Origin of the sequence: Mesorhizobium sp. Primo-A, assembly GCF_003997175.1 — a bacterium.
In the GTDB taxonomy this organism is placed as follows: domain Bacteria; phylum Pseudomonadota; class Alphaproteobacteria; order Rhizobiales; family Rhizobiaceae; genus Mesorhizobium; species Mesorhizobium ciceri.
Genome location: NZ_RZTG01000004.1, coordinates 304,898 through 326,928, shown reverse-complemented (window position 1 = coordinate 326,928; position 22,031 = coordinate 304,898). Strand labels below are relative to the sequence as shown.

Genomic DNA, 22,031 nt, shown 5'->3' with positions numbered 1-22,031 from the left:
CCAGTTGCCTCCGGCATCGGTATCGGCCTTGCCAGAGAGCGATTTGCAATCACCGGCCCCATGCATACATATGGCCGATCAAAGTTACTCGTACCGCGCCAATCGCCTTATCGGGATGGCGCTGCTCGGAGCCCAAGAAATGTCCAATGAACTGACCATGCACGCCACGACCATCGTGACGGTGCGCAAGGGCAACAAGGTGGTGATCGCCGGCGACGGCCAGGTCAGCCTTGGCCAGACCATCATGAAGGGCAACGCCAAGAAGGTGCGCCGCATCGGCAAGGGCGGCAATGTGATTGCCGGTTTCGCCGGCGCCACCGCCGACGCCTTCACGCTTTTGGAGCGGCTCGAGGCCAAGCTCGAACAATATCCCGACCAGCTGACGCGCGCCTGCGTCGAGCTCGCCAAGGACTGGCGCACCGACCGCTATCTGCGCCGGCTGGAAGCGATGATGCTGGTGGCAGACAAGTCAGTCTCGCTGGCGCTGACCGGCACCGGCGACGTGCTCGAACCCGAATTCGGCGTCATGGCCATCGGTTCGGGCGGCAATTACGCGCTGGCCGCGGCCCGCGCGCTGATGGACAGCGACAAGGATGCCGAGGAGATCGCCCGCAAGGCGATGCAGATCGCATCCGACATCTGCGTCTACACCAACAACAATTTCGTCGTCGAAACGCTCGATGCCGCCTGAAGAGGTGGTGACCTATGATTTTCGGCCGGTGACGGAGAAAGACCTGCCGATGATCGCCGGCTGGCTTGCCCAGCCGCATGTTGCAGAGTGGTGGGACGATCCGGAGACGGAAATCGCCGGGATTAGCGATCATATCGACTCGATTTCCGTCGAGCCGCTGATCGTCGAGCTCGACGGCAAGCCGATCGCCTATCTGCAGAGCTACGACCCGCATCTGGAAGACGACCACCCCTACGCCGACCAGCCGTTCGGCACGCTCGGCATCGACGTGTCGATCGGCGTGCCGGAGCTGGTCGGGCGTGGCCATGGCTCGGCGATCGTGCGCCAATTCGTCGAACAGCTTTTCGAGGAAGGTGTTCCGCGCGTCATCATCGACCCGGATCCCGCCAATGTCAGGGCGATCCGCGCCTACGAAAAGGCCGGCTTTGTTGCCTTTGACACCAGAACATCGGAGTACGGGCCAGCCCTGATGATGGCGCGCGACGCGACGCAGGAGCCCAATTGATCAGCGCCGAAACCCTCGACAAGGCAGTCGCGAAAGGTTTGATCTCGCAGACCTTGCGCGATCAGTTGGAGGCCATGGAACGCGCGGTCGCTCTCGCCCCCGAGGCCAGGCGCGCCGATGATGAGAGTGACGAGGGTGACGAGGAAAACCTGCGGCTGGTCGGCGGCGGCAACGATCTGTTCGTCACCGTGGGAACCGTTCTGCTCAGCGCCGGCTTCTTCTTTGTCCTCACCACCTTGCTTCCAGGCCAGACATTCTGGATCGCCGGCATCTTCGCGGTTTTCGCCTGGGGGCTCGCCGAAATCGTCACGCGTCAGCACCGGATGAAGCTATCGTCGTCCGTGCTTGCCCTGATTTTCATGGCCGCCATTCTGGCCGCTCTGGCGCTGCAAGTGGAGGCCAGCTTCGGCATACGCAAGCCGGAAACCATCTGGCAGCTATTGGCGTTGCGCCAGACGGCGTCCCGGGCCGGATATCTGTTCCTGGGCGGAGGAATAATCGCGGCGGCGATCTATTTCTGGCGCTTTCGCGTCCCCATCATTGCCGGGACTATCGCCATCGCCTTCACACTGCTTGCCTTCCTGCAAACGGCGATAATCCTGTATGACAGTGTGACAACCGGCGCGATTGCGCCGCCGCGCCTCGAGGACGTTCCCGAATTGCTTCGCGCGGCCCTTTACATGCCGCTGATCTGCGGCCTGATCGTGTTCGCAACGGGTGTCGCTTTTGACATTTACGACAGGGATCGACGCAAGATCTGGTCCGATTGCGCTTTCTGGCTGCATGTCGTCTCGGCGCCGATGCTGGTGCATCCGCTCTTTATCATGGCAACCGGCCAAAACGTCGTATTCGGACATATCGCGCCGGATGCCAATGCAACCATCATGCTGACGATTCTGATCCTTGGCTTCCTCTATGTCGCGCTGGCCATAGACCGCCGTTCGCTTCTGGTTCCTACATTGGCTTACTTCGGCTCGCTGGGCATCTATTATCTGGTGAATTCCGCCTCCGATTCGACGGGCATCCCGCCTTTTGCCTTGATCCTGGTCGTTGTTGGCGCGCTGATTATTCTGTTCGGGGCCGGCTGGCAGCGTATCCGGCGGATTGTGGTCAACCTCACCTTGCCGGCGGCCGTGATCCGCCGGCTGCCGCCGCTGAAGGCGTGACAGGGCTTTGTGATGGTCGAGACGGCGACGCGAAACGAGGGGGAATGAATCGATGACGACACCGGCCACGGAAAACAGCTATTCGGCCTACGAAGACAGCTGGCGGATGGGGCTTCTGCTGGTGCTTGCCCTGGTCATCTTCCAGGCCGGGGCGCTCTACGGCATGGGGCGGACGCCGATCTGCACCTGCGGCTACGTCAAGCTCTGGCATGGCGTGGTGAACAGTTCGGAGAATTCCCAGCACATTTCGGACTGGTACACCTTCTCACACATCATCCACGGCTTCCTGTTCTATGCGCTGGCGCGGTTCCTGTTCCCGCGTTCGCCGATCGGCCTGAGGCTGGCGTTCGCCGTCTTCATCGAGGGCGGCTGGGAGCTGCTGGAAAACAGCCCGTTCATCATCGACCGCTACCGCGCCGGCACCATTTCGCTCGATTACTATGGCGACAGCATCATCAATTCGGTGTCGGACACACTGGCCATGGTGCTGGGATTTGTGATGGCGCGAAGGCTACCTATATGGGTGATCGTCAGCCTCGCCATCATCTTCGAACTCGGCACCGGCTACCTCATCCGGGACAATCTGACACTCAACGTGATCATGCTGCTGCATCCGTTCGAGGCCATCAAGCAGTGGCAAAGTGGAATTTAGTGATATGAGCACATTTTCTCCCCGCGAAATCGTTTCGGAACTCGACCGCTTCATCATCGGCCAGAAGGACGCCAAGCGCGCCGTGGCCATTGCCTTGCGCAACCGCTGGCGCCGCCAGCAGCTGGAAGGCCAGATGCGCGAAGAGGTGATGCCCAAGAACATCCTGATGATCGGGCCGACCGGCGTCGGCAAGACGGAAATCTCGCGCCGCCTGGCGCGGCTGGCCGGTGCGCCCTTCGTCAAGGTCGAGGCGACCAAGTTCACCGAAGTCGGCTATGTCGGCCGCGATGTCGAGCAGATCATCCGCGACCTGGTCGAGATCGCCATCGGCCTGGTGCGCGAGAAGATGCGTGAGGACGTCAAGGCGCGCGCCCACGTCAACGCCGAGGAACGTGTGCTGGAAGCACTGGTCGGCAAGACGGCGAGCCCGGCCACCCGCGACAGTTTCCGCAAGAAGCTGCGCGACGGCGAGCTCGACGACAAGGAAATCGAGGTCGAGGTTGCCGACACCGGCAGCGGCGGCATGCCCGGATTTGAAATCCCCGGCATGCCGGGCGCCAATATCGGCGTGCTGAACATCAACGACATGCTGTCGAAGGCGATGGGCGGCAAGAAAACCAAGATGCGCAAGACGACGGTGAAGGAGTCCTACGACCTGCTGGTCAATGACGAGTCCGACAAGCTGCTCGATCAGGACGAGGTGGTGCGCCGGGCGCTCGATGCCGCGGAAAACGACGGCATCGTCTTCCTCGACGAGATCGACAAGATCGCGGCGAGATCGGACATTTCCGGCGGGCCCTCGCGCGAAGGCGTGCAGCGCGACCTGCTGCCGCTGGTCGAAGGCACCACGGTGGCGACCAAATACGGACCGTTGAAGACGGATCACATCCTGTTCATCGCCTCCGGCGCCTTCCACGTCTCGAAGCCGTCCGACCTGTTGCCGGAATTGCAGGGCCGCCTGCCGATCCGCGTCGAACTGCGGGCGCTGGAGAAGGACGATTTCGTGCGCATCCTGACCGAGACCGAGGCCAGCCTGATCAAGCAGTATATCGCGCTGATGAAGACCGAGGGCGTCGAGTTGACCTTCACCGACGACGCCATCGATTCGCTCGCCGGCATCGCCGTCGATCTCAACGCCAGCGTCGAGAACATAGGCGCCAGGCGCCTGCAGACGGTGATGGAGCGGGTGCTGGACGAAATCTCCTACGATGCGCCCGACCGCAACGGAACGAGCGTCACTATCGACGCCGCCTATGTCGAAAAGCATGTCGGCGATCTGTCCAGGAATACCGACCTGTCGCGGTTCATCCTTTAAACGACGGCGCCGAAACGTTCCGGCGCCGGTCCAGGCAACATTTTCCGGCAAGCAAAATCATGTGTGGCCAGATGGTACCATCTGGCCACCTTTCGTCCTGCCGGGTGAAGGGGCGCTCTCGACTCGACCAAGAGCTTTACCTAGTTTGCGCGGCAATTCTCGATCTCTAGGTTGACGCAATTCCGGAAAACCGTTTCACACTTTTCCTGGAATTGCTTGGGCGGCGGGTGCATGAAAAAACTGATCCTGGTCATTCTCGGCTTGACGCTGGCGGCGACGCTGTTCGCCGCCGAGGCAGCGACATTGGTGCCGCCGGGAAATCGCAATGCCGTGCAGCCCGACATTCCCGGCGCCTCCAGCCGGCGCACGCAGGCGACCAACACCAGCTTCCAGGCGAAGTACCGCAAGGTCTATGCCCTGCTGCAGAACGACGCCGATCTGCGCGCCAAGATCAGGAAGGCGGCGGCCGCCTACGGCATCGATCCCCTGCACATTGTCGGCGCCATCGTCGGCGAGCACACCTACAATGTCGATGCTTATGACCGGCTGCAGACCTACTATGTCAAGGCGATCTCCTATCTCTCCAGCAAGCTGTCCTTCGCCTATGACGGCGAGGACATCACCGACTTCGTGCAGCGGCCGGAATTCAAGAAATGCGCGGGGATGTCCGACAGCTACGATCTGTGGGAATGCCGCGAACAGGTGTGGAACCGTTCGTTTCGCGGCAAGTCGGTCGGCGGGGCCAGCTTTCCCGACGACCGCTTCGGCGCCACCTTCTTCCAGCCTTATTATGCCGGCCAGACCTTCGGCCTCGGCCAGCTCAATCCGCTGACCGCCCTGCAGATGAGCGATCTGGTGCACAAGGTTTCGGGCCTGCCCAAGCTCGACGTCGGCGATCCCAATTCGGTCTACAAGACCATCATGGATCCCGACCTGACGCTGCCCTACGTCGCCGCGACGATCAGGAAATCGATCGATGCCTATAAAAGCATTGCCGGCTTCGACATTTCGGGCAATCCCGGGCTGACCGCCACGCTCTACAATGTCGGCAATCCGGAGCAGCGCGCTTATGCGTTGAAGGCGGAGAACGACAGGCGCCGCGCCGCCGGTGAGCCCGAAAAGCTGCCGGAAGAGAATTATTATGGTTGGCTGGTGAACGACAAACTGCCGGAGCTGAAGGCGCTGTTTTAGGGCTGGGGTTCAGAGCCTTTACCTGCCCCTTGTAGGGCAGGTCGGACCGAAGGTCAGGGGCGGTGCCGCACTCCCATCCCGCAGCTGCGCAGCGGCCCCCAAAAAGGGGGAGCGTAGGCTCAGGCGGCCAACAACGACTTCAGCTTCACATCCGGTGATCCCAGCGCTTCCGGCGCCGGCTTGGCCCGCTTGGCGATCAGCATTTCGGCCAGCCTGATGTCGCGGGCGACCGCGTTGCCGGGGCCGATGCCGCTGGCCGCGACCAGCCTGCCGTCTTCAGCCAGATGGAAGAGGATGAAGGCGCCGTCGCCGAGATCGCGGCGCACGGTGTTTTTGCCCTCGTCGGAGAGCCCGGCGATCTGCAGCGACAGACCATATTGATCCGACCAGAACCACGGCACCGCCGCATGCGCCTCGCCGGCGCCGAGCATGTTCCTGGCCGCCAGCGCGCCCTGTTCCTGGGCGTTGCGCCAGGCTTCCAGCCGCACCCGGCGGCCGCCATAGACGGCGAGCGGAAACGAGCAGCAATCGCCGGCGGCAAAGATGTCGGGATCGCAGCTGCGCAGCTCGGCATCGACTGCAATTCCATTGTCGATCGTCAGCCCCGCTTCGGCCGCAAGCCCGGCCACCGGCACGGCGCCGATGCCGATGATCGCGAGGTCGGCGACGATTTCCCGGCCGCCGGCAAGTGTGGTGCGCACCTCGTTGCCATCGTCGGCGATGGACGCGATGCCGTCGCCGCACAGGATGTCGACGCCCTCGGCGACATGCGCCTCATGGATGATTTCCGCGATCTCCGCCGGCACGCCGCGAATCAGGATGCGAGGCTGCGCCTCGATGACGGTGACCGCGGCACCGAGCTTGCGGGCCGCGGCGGCGAGTTCGAGGCCGATAAAGCCGCCGCCGATGATGGCGATACGGTTGCCGAGGGTGAGATGCGCGCGAATGGCGAGCGCATCAGCGAAGGTTCTGAGATAGACGCAGCGCGGACCCAGGCCCGGCATCGGCAGCTTGCGCGGCGTCGAACCGGTTGCCAGCAGGAGCTTGTCGTAAGGCAGGACCGATCCGTCCGACAGGCGCACAGTATGCGCCGCGCGGTCGATCGCGACGGCCTGGACGGAATGGATATGCCGGATCGACTTCTCGGCCAGAATTGCGTCGCTGGCGATCGCCTTGATCCCGGGCGCATCGCTGGCCATCGCCTCCTTGGACAGAGGCGGGCGCTCATAGGGCAGATGCGGCTCGTCGCCGACCAGCGTCACCGGCCCCTGATAATCGAGGTCGCGCAGCGCCAATGCCGCCCGCCCGCCGCATTCGCCGGCGCCGATGATGAGCATCCCCCCCGCCATATCGGTCATCCGATCTGGATCAGGACTTTGCCGGCATCGACCTTGACCGGATAGGTTTTCAGGTTGACGCAGACCGGGGCGCCGCGGGCGTCACCCGTCTTGTAGTTGAAGCGGCCATTGTGCTTGGGGCATTCGATGATGTCATCCATCACCAGCCCGTCGGCCAGGTGCACCTTTTCATGCGTACAAAGGCCGTCGGTGGCGAAGAACTCGTCGTCGGGGCTGCGATAGATGGCGAAGGTGCGGCCGCCATGGTCGAAGCGCATCACATCCTCCTCGTCTATGTCGCCGGTGGCGCAGGCCTCGACCCAGTCGCTCATTCAAGTCCTCCCAAAAGCAAAAAAGTGCGCAGCGGTTTTCCGTCCGGAATTGCGTTAAATAAACAGTCTGGATCGGATGGAAGCACGATCATTCCGCCGCGGCGGCGATAGTGTCGTTGTGGAATTCCTCGCGATATGGCCGTGCGGTCGGCGGCAGCTCGCGCTTGAGGAAATAGTCCTCGTTGCGCAGCTGGCGCAGGAAGACCGGGATCATCTCGCGGTAGCCGGCCAGGATCGACGGTGTCGCTTCCGGCAGATCGTGCTTGATCAGTTCGTGCAGCCTCGGCAGCGCATGATAGGGCACCATCGGAAACATGTGATGCTCGACATGGTAGTTCATGTTCCAGTAGATGAAGCGGCTGATCGGGTTCATGTAGACGGTGCGGCTGTTCAGCCTGTGGTCGGTGACATTGTCGGCCAGGCCGCCATGCTGCAGCAGCCCGACCATGACATGGTGCCAGGCGCCGTAGAGCCTGGGCAGGCCGACCAGCATCAGCGGCAGGAACGAACCGGTGTAGAGCGCCAGCCCGACGGTGGCGGCATAGATCGCCGTCCAGATGCGGGCGACGCGGATCGCCTTGGGCTGTTCCTGTTCTGGAATGAAGGTCTTTTCGGCGGCGCTGACGGTGCCGGCGGCGTTGCGCAGCATATCGCTCATCGCATGCCAGGCGTCGAGCACGCCGACGAAGCCCAGCATGGCGCGAACCAGATCCGGCGGCCGCATCACCGAGATTTCCGGGTCGCGGCCGACGATGATGGTGTCGGTGTGGTGGCGCGTGTGGCTCCAGCGCCAGGTCACCGGATTGCGCATGATCATGAAGCAGGCGATCTGATAGACCGCATCGTTCATCCATTGCGTGCGGAAGGCGGTGCCGTGACCGCATTCGTGCCAGCGTGAATCCGTCGAGGAGCCGTAGAGCACGCCATAGACGAAGAAGAACGGCACGCACCACCATGTGCCCCAGAGCCAGGCGCCGCCGGCGCCACTGACGGTCAGGGCGGCGAACCAGATCGCCGTATCGCGGATCGCCGGCCCGTCGGAGCGCTGCATCAGCTCCTTCATCTGCTTGCGCGGTATGTCGGTGTGATACCACTCGGCCGCCGACAGGCCGGTCTCGACGGCGAGCTTGGCGTCGCGGCCGATCAGGCTGTAGTCACGCCGGGACGGCGCAGTGGACATGATTGCCTCCCTCGGCAAAGGCATCCGCCAGAGCGAATGCCATGAAATCCCTTGGCTTCGGGCGTCAAAGTAACGCCGACTGATGATAGACTCAACATCATAAAGATAGTTTCTATCATTTCCCATCAGGATGATGTACGAAGGGCTCGAGCAAACCCGACGAGGCAAGCATGGTGAAGCGGCCGACAATATCCGATCTGGCGCGCATCTCGGGCGTCAGTGTCGCCACCGTCGACCGCGTGCTGAACAACCGGCTGCCGGTGCGCGAAGAGACAGCGCGCCGCGTCTACGAGACCGCTACCGACATCGGCTACCACGCCGCCGGCCTTATCAAGCAGCGCATGCGCCAGGAGTTGCCGGAGTACCGCCTGGGCTTCCTGCTGCTGCGGGGCAACGATGCCTTCTACGGTGACTTCGCGCGGGAACTCGAACTGGCCATCTCTCAATCGCAGCGCTTCCGCGGCGTTGCGAGCATCGATTTCGCCAGCTCCCTGGCTCCCGACGAGATCGCCTCCCAGATGCGCAGGCTGGCGGCGAAATCGAGGGCCATCGCCGTGGTCGGTCCGGACCATCCGACCCTGACAGCGGTCGTGGAAACCTTGAAGGCGAGAGGGCAGCCGGTCTTTTCGGTGCTGTCCGATTTTGCCGCCGGCATCCGGGAGGGCTATATCGGCCTCGACAACCGCAAGGTCGGGCGCACCGCCGCATGGATGATCTCCAAGGCAGCCAAGCGGCCCGGCAAGGTCGCCCTCTTCGTCGGCAGCCACCGCTTCCACGGCCATGAGCTGCGCGAGATCGGCTTTCGCTCCTTCTTCCGCGAGCATGCGCCGGAGTTCAGCGTGCTTGAAACGCTGGTCAATCTGGAAGCCAACCAGGTGACCCATGACGCGATGATCGATCTTCTGGCGCGCTATCCGGATCTTGCCGGCTGCTACGTCGCCGGCGGTGGCATGGAAGGCGCGGTCTCGGCGCTGCGGGCAGCGAAGCCCGCGACCATGCCGGTGGTCGTCTGCAACGAGATCAACGCCGAGTCGCGCGCGGCGCTCGCCGACAACATCCTCACCATGGTGATCTCGACCCCGCTCGCCGCTTTATGCCGTGAGCTCGTCGACCTGATGGCGCATGCCATCGAAACCGGCGCCGCCAACGCTCCGGGCCAGACCTTTCTGCCCTTCGACATCTATCTGCCGGAAAACATCTAGCCAGCCGCCGCGCAAGGTGCCGAGGCAAATGATAGAATCCATCAGAGCGATGCGTAAATCGGCCCGCAGGCCGCGGAATCGCCCTTGACGCCCCGATGTGAAATGGAATAAATATTTCATCATCTGTATATTTTGGTTCTTTCGTTCCGGAATATCTGTTTCAAACAGAGGGTTTGACGTTCCAGCCAACGGCAAGCGTCACCCGGAATAGAAACGACATCAGGGAGAGATTCCCCGGGGAGATCGGGGATTCCGGATAAATCGGTGAAACCGGACACCAATATGTGGAGGAGAAACACAATGAAGAAATTGATTTTAGGCGTCGCCTTCGCGGCGCTGATGAGTTCATCCGCCCTGGCCGCCAAGGTTGGCGTGTCGATGGCCAAGTTCGACGACAACTTCCTGACCGTGCTGCGCAACGGCATGATCGAGCAGGCCAAGGGTATGAGCGGCGTCGAGCTGCAGGTCGAGGACGCGCAGAACGACGTTGCCAAGCAGCTTGACCAGATCAAGAACTTCGCCGCTTCGGGCGTCGACGCCATCATCGTCAACCCGGTCGACACTTCGGCCACGCAGGCGATGTCGGATGCCGCCGCCGCAGCCAAGATCCCGCTGGTCTATGTCAACCGCGAGCCGGTCAACGTCGACACGCTGCCCGACAACCAGGCCTTCGTCGCCTCGAACGAAGCCGATTCCGGCACGCTCGAGACCAAGGAAGTCTGCCGCCTGTTCAAGGAAGCCGGCAAGAAGGAAGCCAATGTCTATGTGATCATGGGCGAGCTTTCCAACCAGGCCGCCGTGCAGCGCACCAAGGACATCGACGATGTGATCGCGACGCCGGATTGCAGCTTCATCAAGATCATCGACAAGCAGACGTCGAACTGGAACCGCGACGAGGCGCAGAACCTGATGACCAACTGGCTTTCGACCGGCAAGCCGTTCGATGGCGTCATCGCCAACAATGACGAAAGCGCCATCGGCGCCATCCAGGCGATGAAGGCCGGCAACATCGACATGAAGGCGGTTGTCGTCGGCGGCGTCGATGCCACCCAGGACGCGCTGGCGGCCATGCAGGCGGGCGACCTCGACGTAACTGTGTTCCAGGACGCGGCCGGCCAGGGCGCCGGCGCTCTCGATGCGGCGCTCAAGCTCTCCAAGGGCGAGAAGGTCGAGCACAAGGTCTACGTGCCCTTCCAGCTGGTGACGCCAGCCAACATCGACAAGTTCCTGAAGAAGAACTGAGCCGCCAGCGGTTCGATACGGAGCGGCGCTCTCGATCAAGACAGCGCCGCTCCCTCTCTCCCTCAGCGCCGGCACGGCGCGAGGGCGACCGCGGCTGATGGAGGACAGAATACGTGGCACAGACATCTCATGGCGTCGGCGGCGTCGGTTATGATGCGAAGAAGCGCACATGGCCGGCCGAGTTCAATGTTTTCCTGGCCCTGGTCATTCTCGTCGTCATCTTCGAACTGATCGGCCGCATCTTTCTCGGCGACAGCTTCCTGTTCAACACACGCAGCGATGTCGGCGGCATCTTCAACGAAGCGCGCCTGCAGATCATCATCCTGCAGGTGTCGATCGTCGGCATCATCGCCATCGGCGTGACACAGGTCATCATCACCGGCGGCATCGACCTGTCCTCGGGCTCGATCGTCGGCGCGACCGCCATGATCGCCATGAGCTTCGCCCAGGTGGCGACGGTCAACGGCAACCCCAATCCCAAGGCGATGTTCCTGGCGCAGGGCTGGACCGACCTGCCTGTCATCGTGCCGCTGCTGGTGGCGATCGCCTGCGGCCTCTTCGCCGGCCTGGTCAATGGCGCGCTGATCGCCTACACGCGCATTCCGCCATTCATCGCCACGCTCGGCATGATGGTGACCGCGCGCGGCATCGCCAAATGGTGGTCCAAGGGCCAGCCGATCTCGTTTCCCACCGAGAGTTTCGCCAGCATCGGCAAAGGCCTGATGCCGGTCGTCATCTTCCTGTCGCTGGCCATCCTGTTCCAGCTGATCATGACCTATACGAGGTACGGCAAGCACTGTTACGCGATCGGCTCCAACGAGGACGCCGCGCGCATGTCCGGCATCAAGATCGCCAATCACAAGATCCTGGTCTACGTCATCGCCGGCATTCTCGCCGCGCTCGCCGCCGTGGTGCTGAGCTCCAAGAACCTGACCGCGCAGTCCGGCATGGGCGTGATGTACGAACTCGACGCCATCGCCATGGCGGTCATCGGCGGGGTCTCGCTGTCGGGCGGCCGCGGCTCGATCATCGGCACGGTGATCGGCTCGCTGATCTTCGGCGTCATCATCTCCGGCTTCACCTTCCTGCGCCTCGACGCCTACTACCAGGAGATGGTCAAGGGCGTGATCATCGTCGGTGCGGTGGTTCTCGACCAGTGGCGCCAACGCCTGCGGGCAATGAGGGCATGACCATGTCAGACATCGTCCTGAAGACCGAAAACCTGACCAAGCGCTATGGCGGCGTGCATGCGCTGGAAGGCGCGAACTTCGAGCTGCGCAAGGGCGAGCATGTCGCCATCATGGGCGACAACGGCGCCGGCAAATCGACCTTCGTGCGCCAGATCACCGGCGTCGAGCAGCGCACCAGCGGCCAGATCTGGTTCGACGGCAAGGAAGTGAACTTTGCCGGGCCGATCGAGGCCCGCACGGCGGGCATCGAGACCGTGTTCCAGAATCTGGCGCTGGCCGACGATCTCGACGTGCCGTCGAACCTGTTCCTCGGCCGCGAGAAGGTTTTGTTCAACCTCGGCCCGTTCTCGATCCTCGACCGCAAATACATGCGCAAGGCAACCGAGGCGGCGCTGGTCCGCACGGCGGTGAAGATCCCCAATCTGTCCAACACCATCCGCCACATGTCGGGCGGCCAGCGCCAGTGCGTGGCGATCGCCCGGACGGCGACCTTCGCCTCCAAGCTGATCATCATGGACGAGCCCACCGCCGCCCTTGGCGTGCAGGAGACCGCGCAGGTCGAAAACATCGTGCGTACGCTGAAGGACAATGGCGAGCCGCTGATCCTGATCAGCCACAATATGCGCCAGGTGTTCGATCTCTGCGACCGCATCGTCGTGTTCCGGCGCGGCCGCATCGTCGCCAATCTGCGCAAGGAGAACACCGACGGAAACGATATCGTCTCCTACATCACCGGCGCCAAGACCGGGGAGGCGGAACTCGCGGCCTAAAACAGGATGGTCATCCTGTTTTCTGGCGCGCTCGAAAAATAGCCTTGCCACCTTTCCCCAAAAGCAAGGTGCGGACAACTCTCTCCAACCCATTCCCCCAGAGGAAATACCCATGACCGTTCGCTTCGCTCTCCTCGGTGCCGGCCGCATCGGCAAGGTCCACGCCCGTGCCGTCGGCTCCAATCCGCAGGCCAAACTGGTTGCGGTTGCCGATGCGTTCGAGAAGGCGGCCACCGAACTGGCCAGCGCCTATGGCGCCGAGGTGCGCAGCATCGAGGACATCGAGAAAGCCGGAGATATTGACGCCGTCATCATCTGCACGCCGACCGACACCCATGCCGATCTGATCGAGCGCTTCGCCAAGGCCGGCAAGGCGATCTTCTGCGAGAAGCCGATCGACCTCGACGTCAAGCGCGTCGAGAAATGCCTGGCCGTGGTCGACAAGGCCAAGGCGACGCTGATGGTCGGTTTCAACCGGCGTTTCGACCCGCATTTCGCCGCTGTGCGCAAGGCGATCGACGACGGCGCCATCGGCACCGTCGAGATGGTCACCATCACCTCGCGCGATCCGGGCGCGCCGCCGATCGATTACATCAAGCGCTCGGGCGGCATTTTCCGCGACATGACCATCCATGATTTCGACATGGCGCGCTTCCTGCTCGGCGAGGAACCAGTTGCCGTGAGCGCGCATGCCTCGGTGCTTGTGGACAAGAAGATCGGCGAGGCCGGCGATTTCGACTCGGTCAGCGTCATTCTCGAGACCGCGTCCGGCAAGCAGGCCGTCATCTCCAACTCGCGCCGCGCCACCTATGGCTACGACCAGCGCATCGAGGTGCATGGCTCGAAAGGCATGGTGGCTGCCGAGAACCAGCGGCCGGTGTCGATCGAACTGGCCAATGAGAAGGGCTATACGCGCCCGCCGCTGCACGACTTCTTCATGACCCGCTATCTCGACGCCTATGCCATCGAGATTGCCTCTTTCATCGCCGCCGCGACCTCGGGCAAGAAGGCATCACCCAGCGGCGCCGATGGGCTTATCGCGCTTCGATTGGCGGACGCCGCGCTAAAGTCGGCAACCACCGGCAAGACCGTCCGCCTCGACAAGTAAGAACCGGAACTCAATCCAGGAGCAAAGCGATGAGCGCATCCGCCGATCGCAATTCACAGACACGCGCCATCGTCACCGGCGGCGCGCAAGGCATCGGCTTTGCCGTTGCCGAAGCGTTGGCCGACGAGGGCTGCCGGGCGCTGGCGCTCATCGGCCGCTCGCAGGAGAAGGGCGACAAGGCTGTCGCCCATTTCAAGAAAGCCGGCGTCGATGCGATTTTCATCAGCGCCGATGTGTCAAAAGTGGCGGACTGCAAGCGCGCGGTCGCCACCGCGATCTCGCATTTCGGCACCGTCAACGCGCTGGTCAACGCCGCCGCCACTTCGGCGCGCGGTTCGCTGGTCGAAACCTCCGAAGAGTTGTTCGATACGATTTTCGATACCAATGTGCGCGGCCCGTTCTTCCTGATGCAGGGCGTGGTGGCGCATCTCCTGGAAAAGAAGGCACCCGGCTCGATCGTCAACGTGCTGTCGATGTCGGCGCATACCGGCCAGTCGTTCCTGACGCCCTATTCGACCAGCAAGGGCGCGCTGATGACGCTGACCAAGAATGTCGCCAATGCCTATCGCTACAACCGCATCCGCTGCAATGCGGTGCTGCCCGGCTGGATGGATACGGAAGGCGAGGACATCGTGCAGAAGAAGTGGCACGACGCGCCGGACGACTGGCTGGCGAAGGCCGAAGCGACGCAGCCGATGGGCCAGTTGGTCAAGCCGGACCAGCTTGCCCGTCTGATCAGCTACATGGTCAGCCCGCAGTCCGGTGTCATGACCGGGTCGCTGGTCGACTACGATCAAAGCATTGCGGGGGCGTCACCGGAGTAACGCCGGCGAGTCTCAAACGCCCATCACTTCGTCATCCACGGGCGGTGCAAGGAGCGTAGCGACGCGGCGCAGACCCGAGGATCCATGCCGCGACTTCTGAGCGTTGCTGCGGTGCGGAATTCTGCTCCGCTGCACCATTCGGCCAAAGTCACGGAATGGATCCCAGGGTCTCCGCGACGGAGCTTCGCTCCTGCTCCGCCCAGGGATGACGAAATTTGGGTGCTTCGGCCATCCCGAATTGTCTCCGCATCAGGGCACGTGACAAGTGCCTCCGCATCGACTATATGAGCCTCATGATCAACCTGACCGTCACATATTGGTACTTTAGGAGCTCGCTGGCGGCGGGAGGATTGCGCTCGATCTGAAGATTGCAGCAACAAGATCCGAACAGCCGCCATACCTGGCGGCTTTTTTGTTTTCAGCCGGCAGGTTTCCTCTAAATCAAAGGGGAGCATGATGTCGTCCGAAAACCGCTTCACACTTTTCGGCATCATGCTCTCGACAGGAGCAGAAAGCCGTGTTGACCACCACAGACGACCTCCGGGTCAAGGAAATCCGAGAACTGAGCACACCGGACGAGGTGATGCGGGAGATACCGCGCACTTTGACGGCGACGCGCACCGTCAGCGCATCGCGCAATGCAACCCATGCCATCTTGAACGGGACCGACGACCGGCTGCTCGTCATCGTCGGCCCGTGTTCGATCCACGATCCGGTCGCGGCCGTCGATTACGCCAGCCGTCTCGCGGCGCTGCGCGAGAGCCTGTCGGACCGGCTGGAGATCGTGATGCGGGTCTATTTCGAAAAGCCGCGCACGACGGTCGGCTGGAAAGGCCTGATCAACGATCCCCACCTCGACGGCAGCTTCAACATCGACAAGGGGCTGCGGATGGCACGCAATGTGCTGTCGGCCGTCAACAATCTCGGCCTGCCGGCTGCGACCGAATTCCTCGACATGACCACCCCGCAATACATTGCCGACCTCGTCGCCTGGGGCGCGATCGGCGCGCGCACGACCGAGAGCCAGATCCACCGCGAACTGGCCTCGGGCCTCTCCTGCCCGGTCGGCTTCAAGAACGGCACCGACGGCAATCTGCGCATAGCCGCCGAGGCGGTGAAATCCGCCGCGCAGCCGCATCATTTCATGGCGGTGACCAAGGGCGGGCGCAGCGGCATCGCCACGACCACGGGCAATGAGGACTGCCACGTTATCCTGCGCGGCGGCGTTCAGCCGAACTATGACACGGCGAGCGTCGAAGCCGCCGCTGTGGAACTCGCCCGCATCGGCGTTGCGCCCCGTCTGATGATCGATGTCAGCCACGCCAACTCGGCCAAGAAGCCCGAGAACCAGCCCAAGGTGGCGGCAGATGTCGCCGGCCAGGTCGCGGCAGGCGACGAGCGCATCATCGGCCTGATGATCGAGAGCAATCTCGTCGCCGGCCGGCAGGACGTGGTGCCGGGCAAGCCGCTGGTCTATGGCCAGAGCATCACCGATGGCTGCATCGACTGGGCGACCACCGAGACCGTGCTGCACGGCCTTGCCGGCGCCGTCGAGTGGCGCCGCTCGGCACGCCGCGCCATGATCGACAACCGGCAGGGAGCTGCCTGACAGGGCATAGGGAAGTGGGCGGCGGTGACCGGGATTACGCCGCCCTTAATCCTTCCCATGCCGTGAACACCGATACGGCAAAGAGCAGCAGTCCGGCCGCGCGGCCGGCAAAAATGGTCGCCCGCGGATTGGCGATCAGAAGGTTGCGGCTGCGGCCGGCCGTGATAGCCAGCCCGCCATAGATCGCAGCCTGCGTCACCACGGTCAGCAGCCCCATGACCGTCGCCTGCATCCAGATCGGACCGTAGTCCGGTTTCAGGAACTGCGGGTAGACGGCAAGCACGAACAGGTATGCCTTCGGGTTGATCAGGCAGGTCACAAATCCCTGGCGAAACGCCTTCCATGCGGAACGGCTGCCGGCAGGCCCCTCCTGGCCGACGATGATGGAACTGCGCATCAGCGTGATGCCTATGAAGGCCATGTAGGCGGCGCCGGCAAGCAGCAGCGGCTTGAACAGGATCGGCACGAAATGCATCAGCAGGCCGACGCCGATGGCGCCGTTCAGCGTGTGCACCATGCCGCCGACCATGATGCCGCCGGTCGCGGCAAGGCCTCGGTCGCGGCCGCCGGTCAGTGCATTGGCAAGCACGAAGAGCATATCCATGCCCGGAACGGCGATGATGCCGAACAGCAGGATAAAGAAAAGCCAGAGATTTTCCGCATAGCCCATGTCAGTTGCCTGCCGCCTCGATCCGCCAAACCGCAGCGGAACCTGTTGATTTTCAATTCGATAGGCGCTCCTATAGGTCAGCCCAACTGACGATGGTGTGTCAGTTGTGATGGAAACCGGGCGAGAAAAATGCGCAAGGCGTCGCGCCTGTTCGAGATCATCCAGATCGTGCGGCTGGCGCGGCAGCCGGTGACGGCAGCGACGATCGCCGAGCGGCTGGAGGTGACGGTGCGCTCGATCTATCGCGACATTGCCGCCCTGCAGGCGATGCGCGTGCCGATCGAGGGCGGGCGCGGCATCGGCTACATCCTGCGTCCCGGCTTCGACCTGCCGCCGCTGATGTTCTCGATCGAGGAGATGGAGGCGATCGTCCTGTCGCTGGCGCTGCTGGAGCGCACCGGCGACAGCGAGCTCAAGCAGGCGGCCAAGCGCGTCAGCGCCAAGATCGCCGGCGCGGTGCCGCCGCCCTTGCGCCAGGTATTCGACGCCAATGCGCTGCACGCGTGGGGGTTCGCCGCGCCTTCGACCGGCGCGATCGACCTTGCGCTGGTGCGACGCGCCATCCGCGACGAGGAGAAGCTCGACCTCTCCTATCGAGACGAAATGGGCCGCGCCTCCGAGCGCCTCATCCGCCCGATCGCGCTGATCTACTACGCCGAAACCGCCAACATCGTCGCCTGGTGCGAGCTGCGCCAGGCGATCCGCAATTTCCGCAGCGACCGGATCGCGGATTGCCAGGCGACCGGGTTACGCTTCAAGGGCGAAGGCGACCGCTTGCGGCAGGTCTGGGTGAATGGATGGGAGACGAACGTCGCTGCCACGGCCGTCTGAGCGGGCTTATATCACCGTACGTCCACCCAGCGCTTTTCCTCGAACGAGCGCGCCATCGCGTGCACCGTGCGCTCGATCTCCAGCCCTTCGGCAAACTCGATGAGCCGCGCCGGCTTGCCTTCAAGCCGCGTCAGCAATTCGTGGCACTCGATGATCTTGAGATCGTTGAAGCCGAGGCCATGGCCCGGCGCCGGCACGAAGAGGTCATAGGGCTTGTGGTGCGGCGCCACCAGGATGGTGCGGTAGCCCTGTTCGGTCGGCCGGTCTGATGTGAGATAGAGCTGGAATTCGTTCGATCGTTCCTGGTCGAACAGGATCGACCCTTTAGAGCCGAAGATCTGGACGGCGATGCGGCCCTTGCGGCCCCAGGCTGAGCGGTTGACCAGCAGCGTGCCGGCAATGCCGTTTTCCAGATGCATCAGCACGCTGGCGATGTCGTAGGTCTCCACCGCGCGACGACCGCCGCTGGCCAGCTTGCGATCGGCATAGGGTTTAGCCATGTCGCAGATGACACTGGCGACGCGGCCGAACAGGGCCGAGACCAGAGACAGCGGATGCACGGCGAAATCGTCGAGCGCGCCATAGCCGGAAGCTGCTTCGTGCTTCCAGAAGAACAGCGCTTCGGGGTCGGCCATGAAGTCCTCGTCCATCTCGATGCGCAGATGGTTGACCTCGCCGATGATCTTCTCTTCCAGCAGCGCGCCGATATGGCGGATGGCCGGGCTCTGGATGTAGTTGTAGCCGAGGGCCGCGACCTTGCCGGACTTTTTCGCCGCGGCCGCCATCGCCTCGGCCTCGGCAAAGCTCGGCGCCATCGGCTTTTCGCACCACAGATGCTTGCCTGCTTCGAGGATGGCGACGGCCATTTCCGGGTGGAACTGGTTGGGCGTGGTCAGCGAGACGATGTCGACTTCGGGATCGTTGACGACGGCGCGCCAGTCGCCCGACGCCTTGGCGAAACCGAACTCGCCCGCCTTGCGCCGGGCAAGCTCTTCATTGACCTCGCCGAGATGGACCAGCCGTGGCTTGGCCACGTCGGGAAAGACAGCGCTGACGGCACTCCATGCGATGGCGTGACACTTGCCCATGAAACCCGTACCGATGAGACCGACGCCGACCATTTTCCGTTTCTCCACTGCTTGAAGCGCTGCGTGGATGAATTAGTCCATTTTCTCCTGAAATGGAATGTCTGCCTCATTTTTTATGGTGTTCTTGCGCAGGCTCGCTATGATGAGGCACAGAGGACGCTTCACGCATGAGCCTGGACAGAGCGACGATGGACGAACGGGTACCTCGCGATTTCGAGACGCTGCGCACCACCATCCTGGAGCGACGCGAAAGCCTGCCGAAACGCATCGCCCAGATCGCTGCCCATGCGCTCGACAATCCCGACGATATCGCCTTCGGCACCGCCGCCAGCATCGCCGCTTCGGCGGGCGTGCAGCCTTCGACCCTGATCCGATTTGCCCAGCAGCTTGGCTTCGATGGTTTCACCAGCCTGCAGCAGGTGTTTCGCGAGCGGCTGCGCGAGCGCAACTCATCCTATGACGAAAGGCTGCAGGCGCTGCGCGTCAAGGCTGAGGGAGGCGCCGGCCACCGGGCGATCTTCGACGGCTTCGTCGCCGCCGCCTCAACCTCGCTCAACGACATCTCGCGCACGCTGGACGAAGCGCATCTGGAAGACGCTATTTCCCTGCTGGCAAAGGCGGAAACCATCTATGTGCTGGCCAAGCGGCGCTCCTATCCGGTGGCGTCCTACATCGCCTATGCACTGGGCAAGCTGAAGATCCGCAACCAGCTGATCGAATCGGCGGCCGGGCTGAATGCCGAGATGATCGGCTTCGCCACGCCGGCGGATGCCGTCATCGCCATCTCCTTCTCGCCCTACGCGCCCGCCACGATCGAGGAGGCGCGCAGCATTTCGGAACAGGGCGTGCCGATCGTCGCCATCACCGACAGCTCGTTTTCGCCGCTCGCCCAGTTCGCCAAGGTCTGGTTCGAGGTTGCCGAGGCCGATTTCGCCGGCTTCCGCTCACTGTCGGCGACAATGGCGCTGGCCATGGCACTGACCGTCGGCGTCGGCGAGAAGCGGCGCGACACGGGCAGGAAGCGCAAGGCCTGATCCACCGCCGAAAAGGTACTTTTCACCGAAGGAATGCTCATTCCATATTGACTATGGATTGGAATTATTATTTCATATTCCCGGCGCCACGCTGCCGCTCGCGCGTGTACCCCAACACAACAAGGCCGACGGGAGGTTCCAATGAGCGAAGCCGTGGACGCTGAATACGCGCCGCTCGACGTCATCACCATCGGTCGCGCTTCCGTCGACCTTTACGGCCAGCAGATCGGCTCGCGGCTGGAGGACATCACCTCCTTCGCCAAGTCGGTCGGCGGCTGCCCGGCCAACATCTCGGTCGGCACCGCCAGGCTCGGCCTGCGCTCGGCGCTGCTCACCCGCGTCGGCGACGAGCAGATGGGCCGCTTCATCCGCGAGCAGCTGACGCGTGAAGGCGTCAATGTCGACGGGCTCAAGACCGACAAGGAGCGGCTAACCGCACTGGTGCTGCTGTCGGTCGAGGACGAAGGCGTCTCGCCGATGATCTTCTATCGCTCGGACTGCGCCGACATGGCGCTGGCGCCGGAAGACATCGATGAGGCCTTCATCGCCTCGGCGCGCTCGATCGTCGTCACCGGCACGCATTTTTCCAGGCCTAACAGCGATGCCGCGCAGCGCAAGGCGATCCGCATCATGAAGGCCAAGGGCGGCAAGGTGGTGTTCGACATCGACTACCGGCCGAACCTGTGGGGTCTCGCCGGCCATGCCGAAGGGTTCGAGCGCTATGTAAAATCGGACCGGGTCTCGGCGCAGCTGAAGACGGTGCTGCCCGACTGCGACCTCATCGTCGGCACCGAGGAAGAGATCATGATCGCGTCGGGCGCCGATGATTGCCTGAGCGCCTTGAAGACGATCCGCTCGCTGTCGTCCGCCACCATCGTCCTGAAGCGCGGCGCGATGGGCTGCATCGTCTATGACGGACCGATCAGCGACGATCTCGAGGACGGCGTCGTCGGCAAGGGGTTTCCGATTGAGATCTACAATGTGCTCGGCGCCGGCGACGCCTTCATGTCGGGCTTTCTGCGCGGCTGGCTGGGCGGCGAAGACCATGCGACGGCGGCGACCTGGGCCAATGCCTGCGGCGCCTTCGCCGTGTCGCGGCTGCTCTGCGCGCCGGAATATCCGACCTTCGAGGAGCTGCGGTTCTTCCTCAAGAACGGCAGCAGGCATCTAGCGTTGCGCAAGGACGAGGCGATCAACCACATCCATTGGGCAACGACGCGCCGGCGCGACATTCCCTCGATGATGGCGCTCGCCTGCGACCACCGCGTGCAGCTCGAGGATGTGGCGGCGAAGGCCGGTGCCGATCCCGCACGCATCCAGGATTTCAAGGTGCTGGCGGTCAAGGCGGCGGCGAAGGTTGCCGCCGGCCGCGACGGCTACGGCATGCTGATCGACGAGAAACACGGCCGCAAGGCGATGTTCGAATTCGCCAGGCATTCCTTCGCCTGGCTCGGGCGGCCGGTGGAGCTGCCGGGTTCGCGGCCGCTGCGCTTCGAATTCTCGCAGGACATCGGCTCGCAGCTCACCGAGTGGCCGGTCGACCATTGCATCAAATGCCTGTGCTTCTATCATCCCGACGATCCGGCGGCGCTCAAGGACGAACAGCAGCAGAAGTTGCGCGCGCTGTTCGAAGCGGCGCGGAAGGTCGGCAGGGAACTTCTCATCGAGATCATTGCCGGCAAGCATGGCAAGCTCGACGACACGACGATCCCGCGCGCGCTGGAGGAACTCTATGCGCTCGGCATCAAGCCGGACTGGTGGAAGCTCGAGCCGCAGGCGTCGAGCGGCGCCTGGGCGAAGATCGAGGCCGTGATCCTGAAGCACGACCCCTGGTGCCGCGGCGTCGTGCTGCTGGGCCTGGAAGCGCCGCAGGACGAGCTGGAAGCGGCGTTCGCCGCCACCGCCAAGGCACCCATCGTCAAGGGTTTTGCCGTCGGCCGCACCATCTTCGTCCATGCGGCCGAACAATGGCTGGCCGGCAGGATGTCGGATGACGAGGCGATCGCCGACATGGCGCAGCGCTTCGAACAGTTGACGGATGCGTGGCTTGCCGCGCGCGGCCGCAAGGCGGCATAAGAAGGCGCGGAATAGGAC

The 22,031-nt window shown here is 63.2% G+C and carries 21 protein-coding genes; 16 read left to right on the top strand and 5 right to left on the bottom strand.

Features of this window, described 5'->3' with window-relative positions:
* Positions 1-139: 139 nt before the first annotated feature.
* The 6 genes from hslV to EOC83_RS09770 all read left to right on the top strand — a co-directional run bounded on the left by hslV (position 140) and on the right by EOC83_RS09770 (position 5,520).
* Positions 140-691, top strand: a complete 552-nt coding sequence (hslV, locus tag EOC83_RS09795; protein ID WP_013528351.1) for an ATP-dependent protease subunit HslV — start codon at positions 140-142, stop codon at positions 689-691.
* Positions 681-1,196: a GNAT family N-acetyltransferase gene (locus tag EOC83_RS09790; protein WP_024502003.1), complete on the top strand. Its 516-nt coding sequence runs from the start codon at positions 681-683 to the stop codon at positions 1,194-1,196. Before hslV ends, EOC83_RS09790 begins: the two co-directional genes overlap by 11 nt.
* Complete coding sequence (locus EOC83_RS09785; RefSeq protein WP_063169776.1) at positions 1,193-2,362, top strand: hypothetical protein; 1,170 nt, start codon at positions 1,193-1,195, stop codon at positions 2,360-2,362. The genes EOC83_RS09790 and EOC83_RS09785 overlap by 4 nt, the downstream gene beginning before the upstream one ends.
* Positions 2,363-2,468: 106 nt before the next feature.
* Entirely contained in the window at positions 2,469-3,014 is a 546-nt protein-coding gene (locus tag EOC83_RS09780; protein WP_224618702.1) for a DUF2585 domain-containing protein, read from the top strand.
* A 4-nt stretch (positions 3,015-3,018) separates the two neighbouring features.
* Positions 3,019-4,329: an ATP-dependent protease ATPase subunit HslU gene (hslU, locus tag EOC83_RS09775; protein WP_013528355.1), complete on the top strand. Its 1,311-nt coding sequence runs from the start codon at positions 3,019-3,021 to the stop codon at positions 4,327-4,329.
* Between the two features lie 231 nt (positions 4,330-4,560).
* On the top strand, positions 4,561-5,520 hold the full coding sequence (locus EOC83_RS09770) for a DUF1402 family protein (protein ID WP_127325931.1): 960 nt from the start codon (positions 4,561-4,563) through the stop codon (positions 5,518-5,520).
* A 119-nt stretch (positions 5,521-5,639) separates the two neighbouring features.
* Here EOC83_RS09770 and EOC83_RS09765 read toward each other — a convergent pair whose 3' ends face one another.
* The 3 genes from EOC83_RS09765 to EOC83_RS09755 all read right to left on the bottom strand — a co-directional run bounded on the left by EOC83_RS09765 (position 5,640) and on the right by EOC83_RS09755 (position 8,369).
* Positions 5,640-6,878: an FAD-dependent oxidoreductase gene (locus tag EOC83_RS09765; RefSeq protein ID WP_063169775.1), complete on the bottom strand. Its 1,239-nt coding sequence runs from the start codon at positions 6,876-6,878 to the stop codon at positions 5,640-5,642.
* Positions 6,875-7,189, bottom strand: coding sequence for a MocE family 2Fe-2S type ferredoxin (locus tag EOC83_RS09760; RefSeq protein ID WP_027161041.1), 315 nt, complete (start codon positions 7,187-7,189; stop codon positions 6,875-6,877). The genes EOC83_RS09765 and EOC83_RS09760 overlap by 4 nt, the downstream gene beginning before the upstream one ends.
* 88 nt (positions 7,190-7,277) lie before the next feature.
* Entirely contained in the window at positions 7,278-8,369 is a 1,092-nt protein-coding gene (locus EOC83_RS09755) for a fatty acid desaturase family protein (protein WP_063169774.1), read from the bottom strand.
* A gap of 170 nt (positions 8,370-8,539) precedes the next feature.
* On the opposite strand from EOC83_RS09755, the gene EOC83_RS09750 reads away from it, so the two are divergent.
* The 7 genes from EOC83_RS09750 (at position 8,540) to EOC83_RS09720 (ending at position 16,314) form a co-directional block, all read left to right on the top strand.
* A complete protein-coding gene (locus EOC83_RS09750; RefSeq protein ID WP_027161043.1) occupies positions 8,540-9,571 on the top strand; it encodes a LacI family DNA-binding transcriptional regulator in 1,032 nt (343 codons plus the stop codon).
* A gap of 300 nt (positions 9,572-9,871) precedes the next feature.
* Positions 9,872-10,813 (top strand): sugar ABC transporter substrate-binding protein, encoded by a 942-nt coding sequence (locus tag EOC83_RS09745; RefSeq protein WP_024502009.1) that lies wholly within the window; start codon positions 9,872-9,874, stop codon positions 10,811-10,813.
* Between the two features lie 113 nt (positions 10,814-10,926).
* Positions 10,927-12,003 carry an ABC transporter permease gene (locus EOC83_RS09740; RefSeq protein ID WP_013528362.1) on the top strand — a complete coding sequence of 359 codons (1,077 nt, stop codon included), beginning with the start codon at positions 10,927-10,929 and terminating at the stop codon, positions 12,001-12,003.
* A gap of 2 nt (positions 12,004-12,005) precedes the next feature.
* Positions 12,006-12,773 carry an ATP-binding cassette domain-containing protein gene (locus EOC83_RS09735; protein ID WP_023810655.1) on the top strand — a complete coding sequence of 256 codons (768 nt, stop codon included), beginning with the start codon at positions 12,006-12,008 and terminating at the stop codon, positions 12,771-12,773.
* A gap of 112 nt (positions 12,774-12,885) precedes the next feature.
* Positions 12,886-13,881, top strand: a complete 996-nt coding sequence (iolG, locus tag EOC83_RS09730; protein WP_063169773.1) for an inositol 2-dehydrogenase — start codon at positions 12,886-12,888, stop codon at positions 13,879-13,881.
* Between the two features lie 29 nt (positions 13,882-13,910).
* Positions 13,911-14,705, top strand: coding sequence for an SDR family oxidoreductase (locus EOC83_RS09725; protein ID WP_013528365.1), 795 nt, complete (start codon positions 13,911-13,913; stop codon positions 14,703-14,705).
* A 517-nt stretch (positions 14,706-15,222) separates the two neighbouring features.
* Entirely contained in the window at positions 15,223-16,314 is a 1,092-nt protein-coding gene (locus EOC83_RS09720) for a 3-deoxy-7-phosphoheptulonate synthase (RefSeq protein ID WP_063169772.1), read from the top strand.
* Between the two features lie 34 nt (positions 16,315-16,348).
* Here EOC83_RS09720 and EOC83_RS09715 read toward each other — a convergent pair whose 3' ends face one another.
* Positions 16,349-16,984 (bottom strand): LysE family translocator, encoded by a 636-nt coding sequence (locus EOC83_RS09715; protein ID WP_027161048.1) that lies wholly within the window; start codon positions 16,982-16,984, stop codon positions 16,349-16,351.
* 129 nt (positions 16,985-17,113) lie between these two features.
* Here EOC83_RS09715 and EOC83_RS09710 point away from each other — a divergent pair, with 129 nt between their 5' ends.
* Complete coding sequence (locus EOC83_RS09710; RefSeq protein ID WP_063169771.1) at positions 17,114-17,815, top strand: YafY family protein; 702 nt, start codon at positions 17,114-17,116, stop codon at positions 17,813-17,815.
* Between the two features lie 11 nt (positions 17,816-17,826).
* Here EOC83_RS09710 and EOC83_RS09705 read toward each other — a convergent pair whose 3' ends face one another.
* A complete protein-coding gene (locus EOC83_RS09705) occupies positions 17,827-18,936 on the bottom strand; it encodes a Gfo/Idh/MocA family oxidoreductase (RefSeq protein ID WP_013528369.1) in 1,110 nt (369 codons plus the stop codon).
* A gap of 155 nt (positions 18,937-19,091) precedes the next feature.
* Here EOC83_RS09705 and EOC83_RS09700 point away from each other — a divergent pair, with 155 nt between their 5' ends.
* The gene (locus EOC83_RS09700; RefSeq protein ID WP_024502014.1) at positions 19,092-19,937 is read left to right on the top strand and encodes a MurR/RpiR family transcriptional regulator; all 846 of its coding nucleotides are present in this window, start codon (positions 19,092-19,094) and stop codon (positions 19,935-19,937) included.
* A 141-nt stretch (positions 19,938-20,078) separates the two neighbouring features.
* A complete protein-coding gene (gene iolC, locus EOC83_RS09695; protein WP_063169770.1) occupies positions 20,079-22,013 on the top strand; it encodes a 5-dehydro-2-deoxygluconokinase in 1,935 nt (644 codons plus the stop codon).
* Positions 22,014-22,031: the final 18 nt, after the last annotated feature.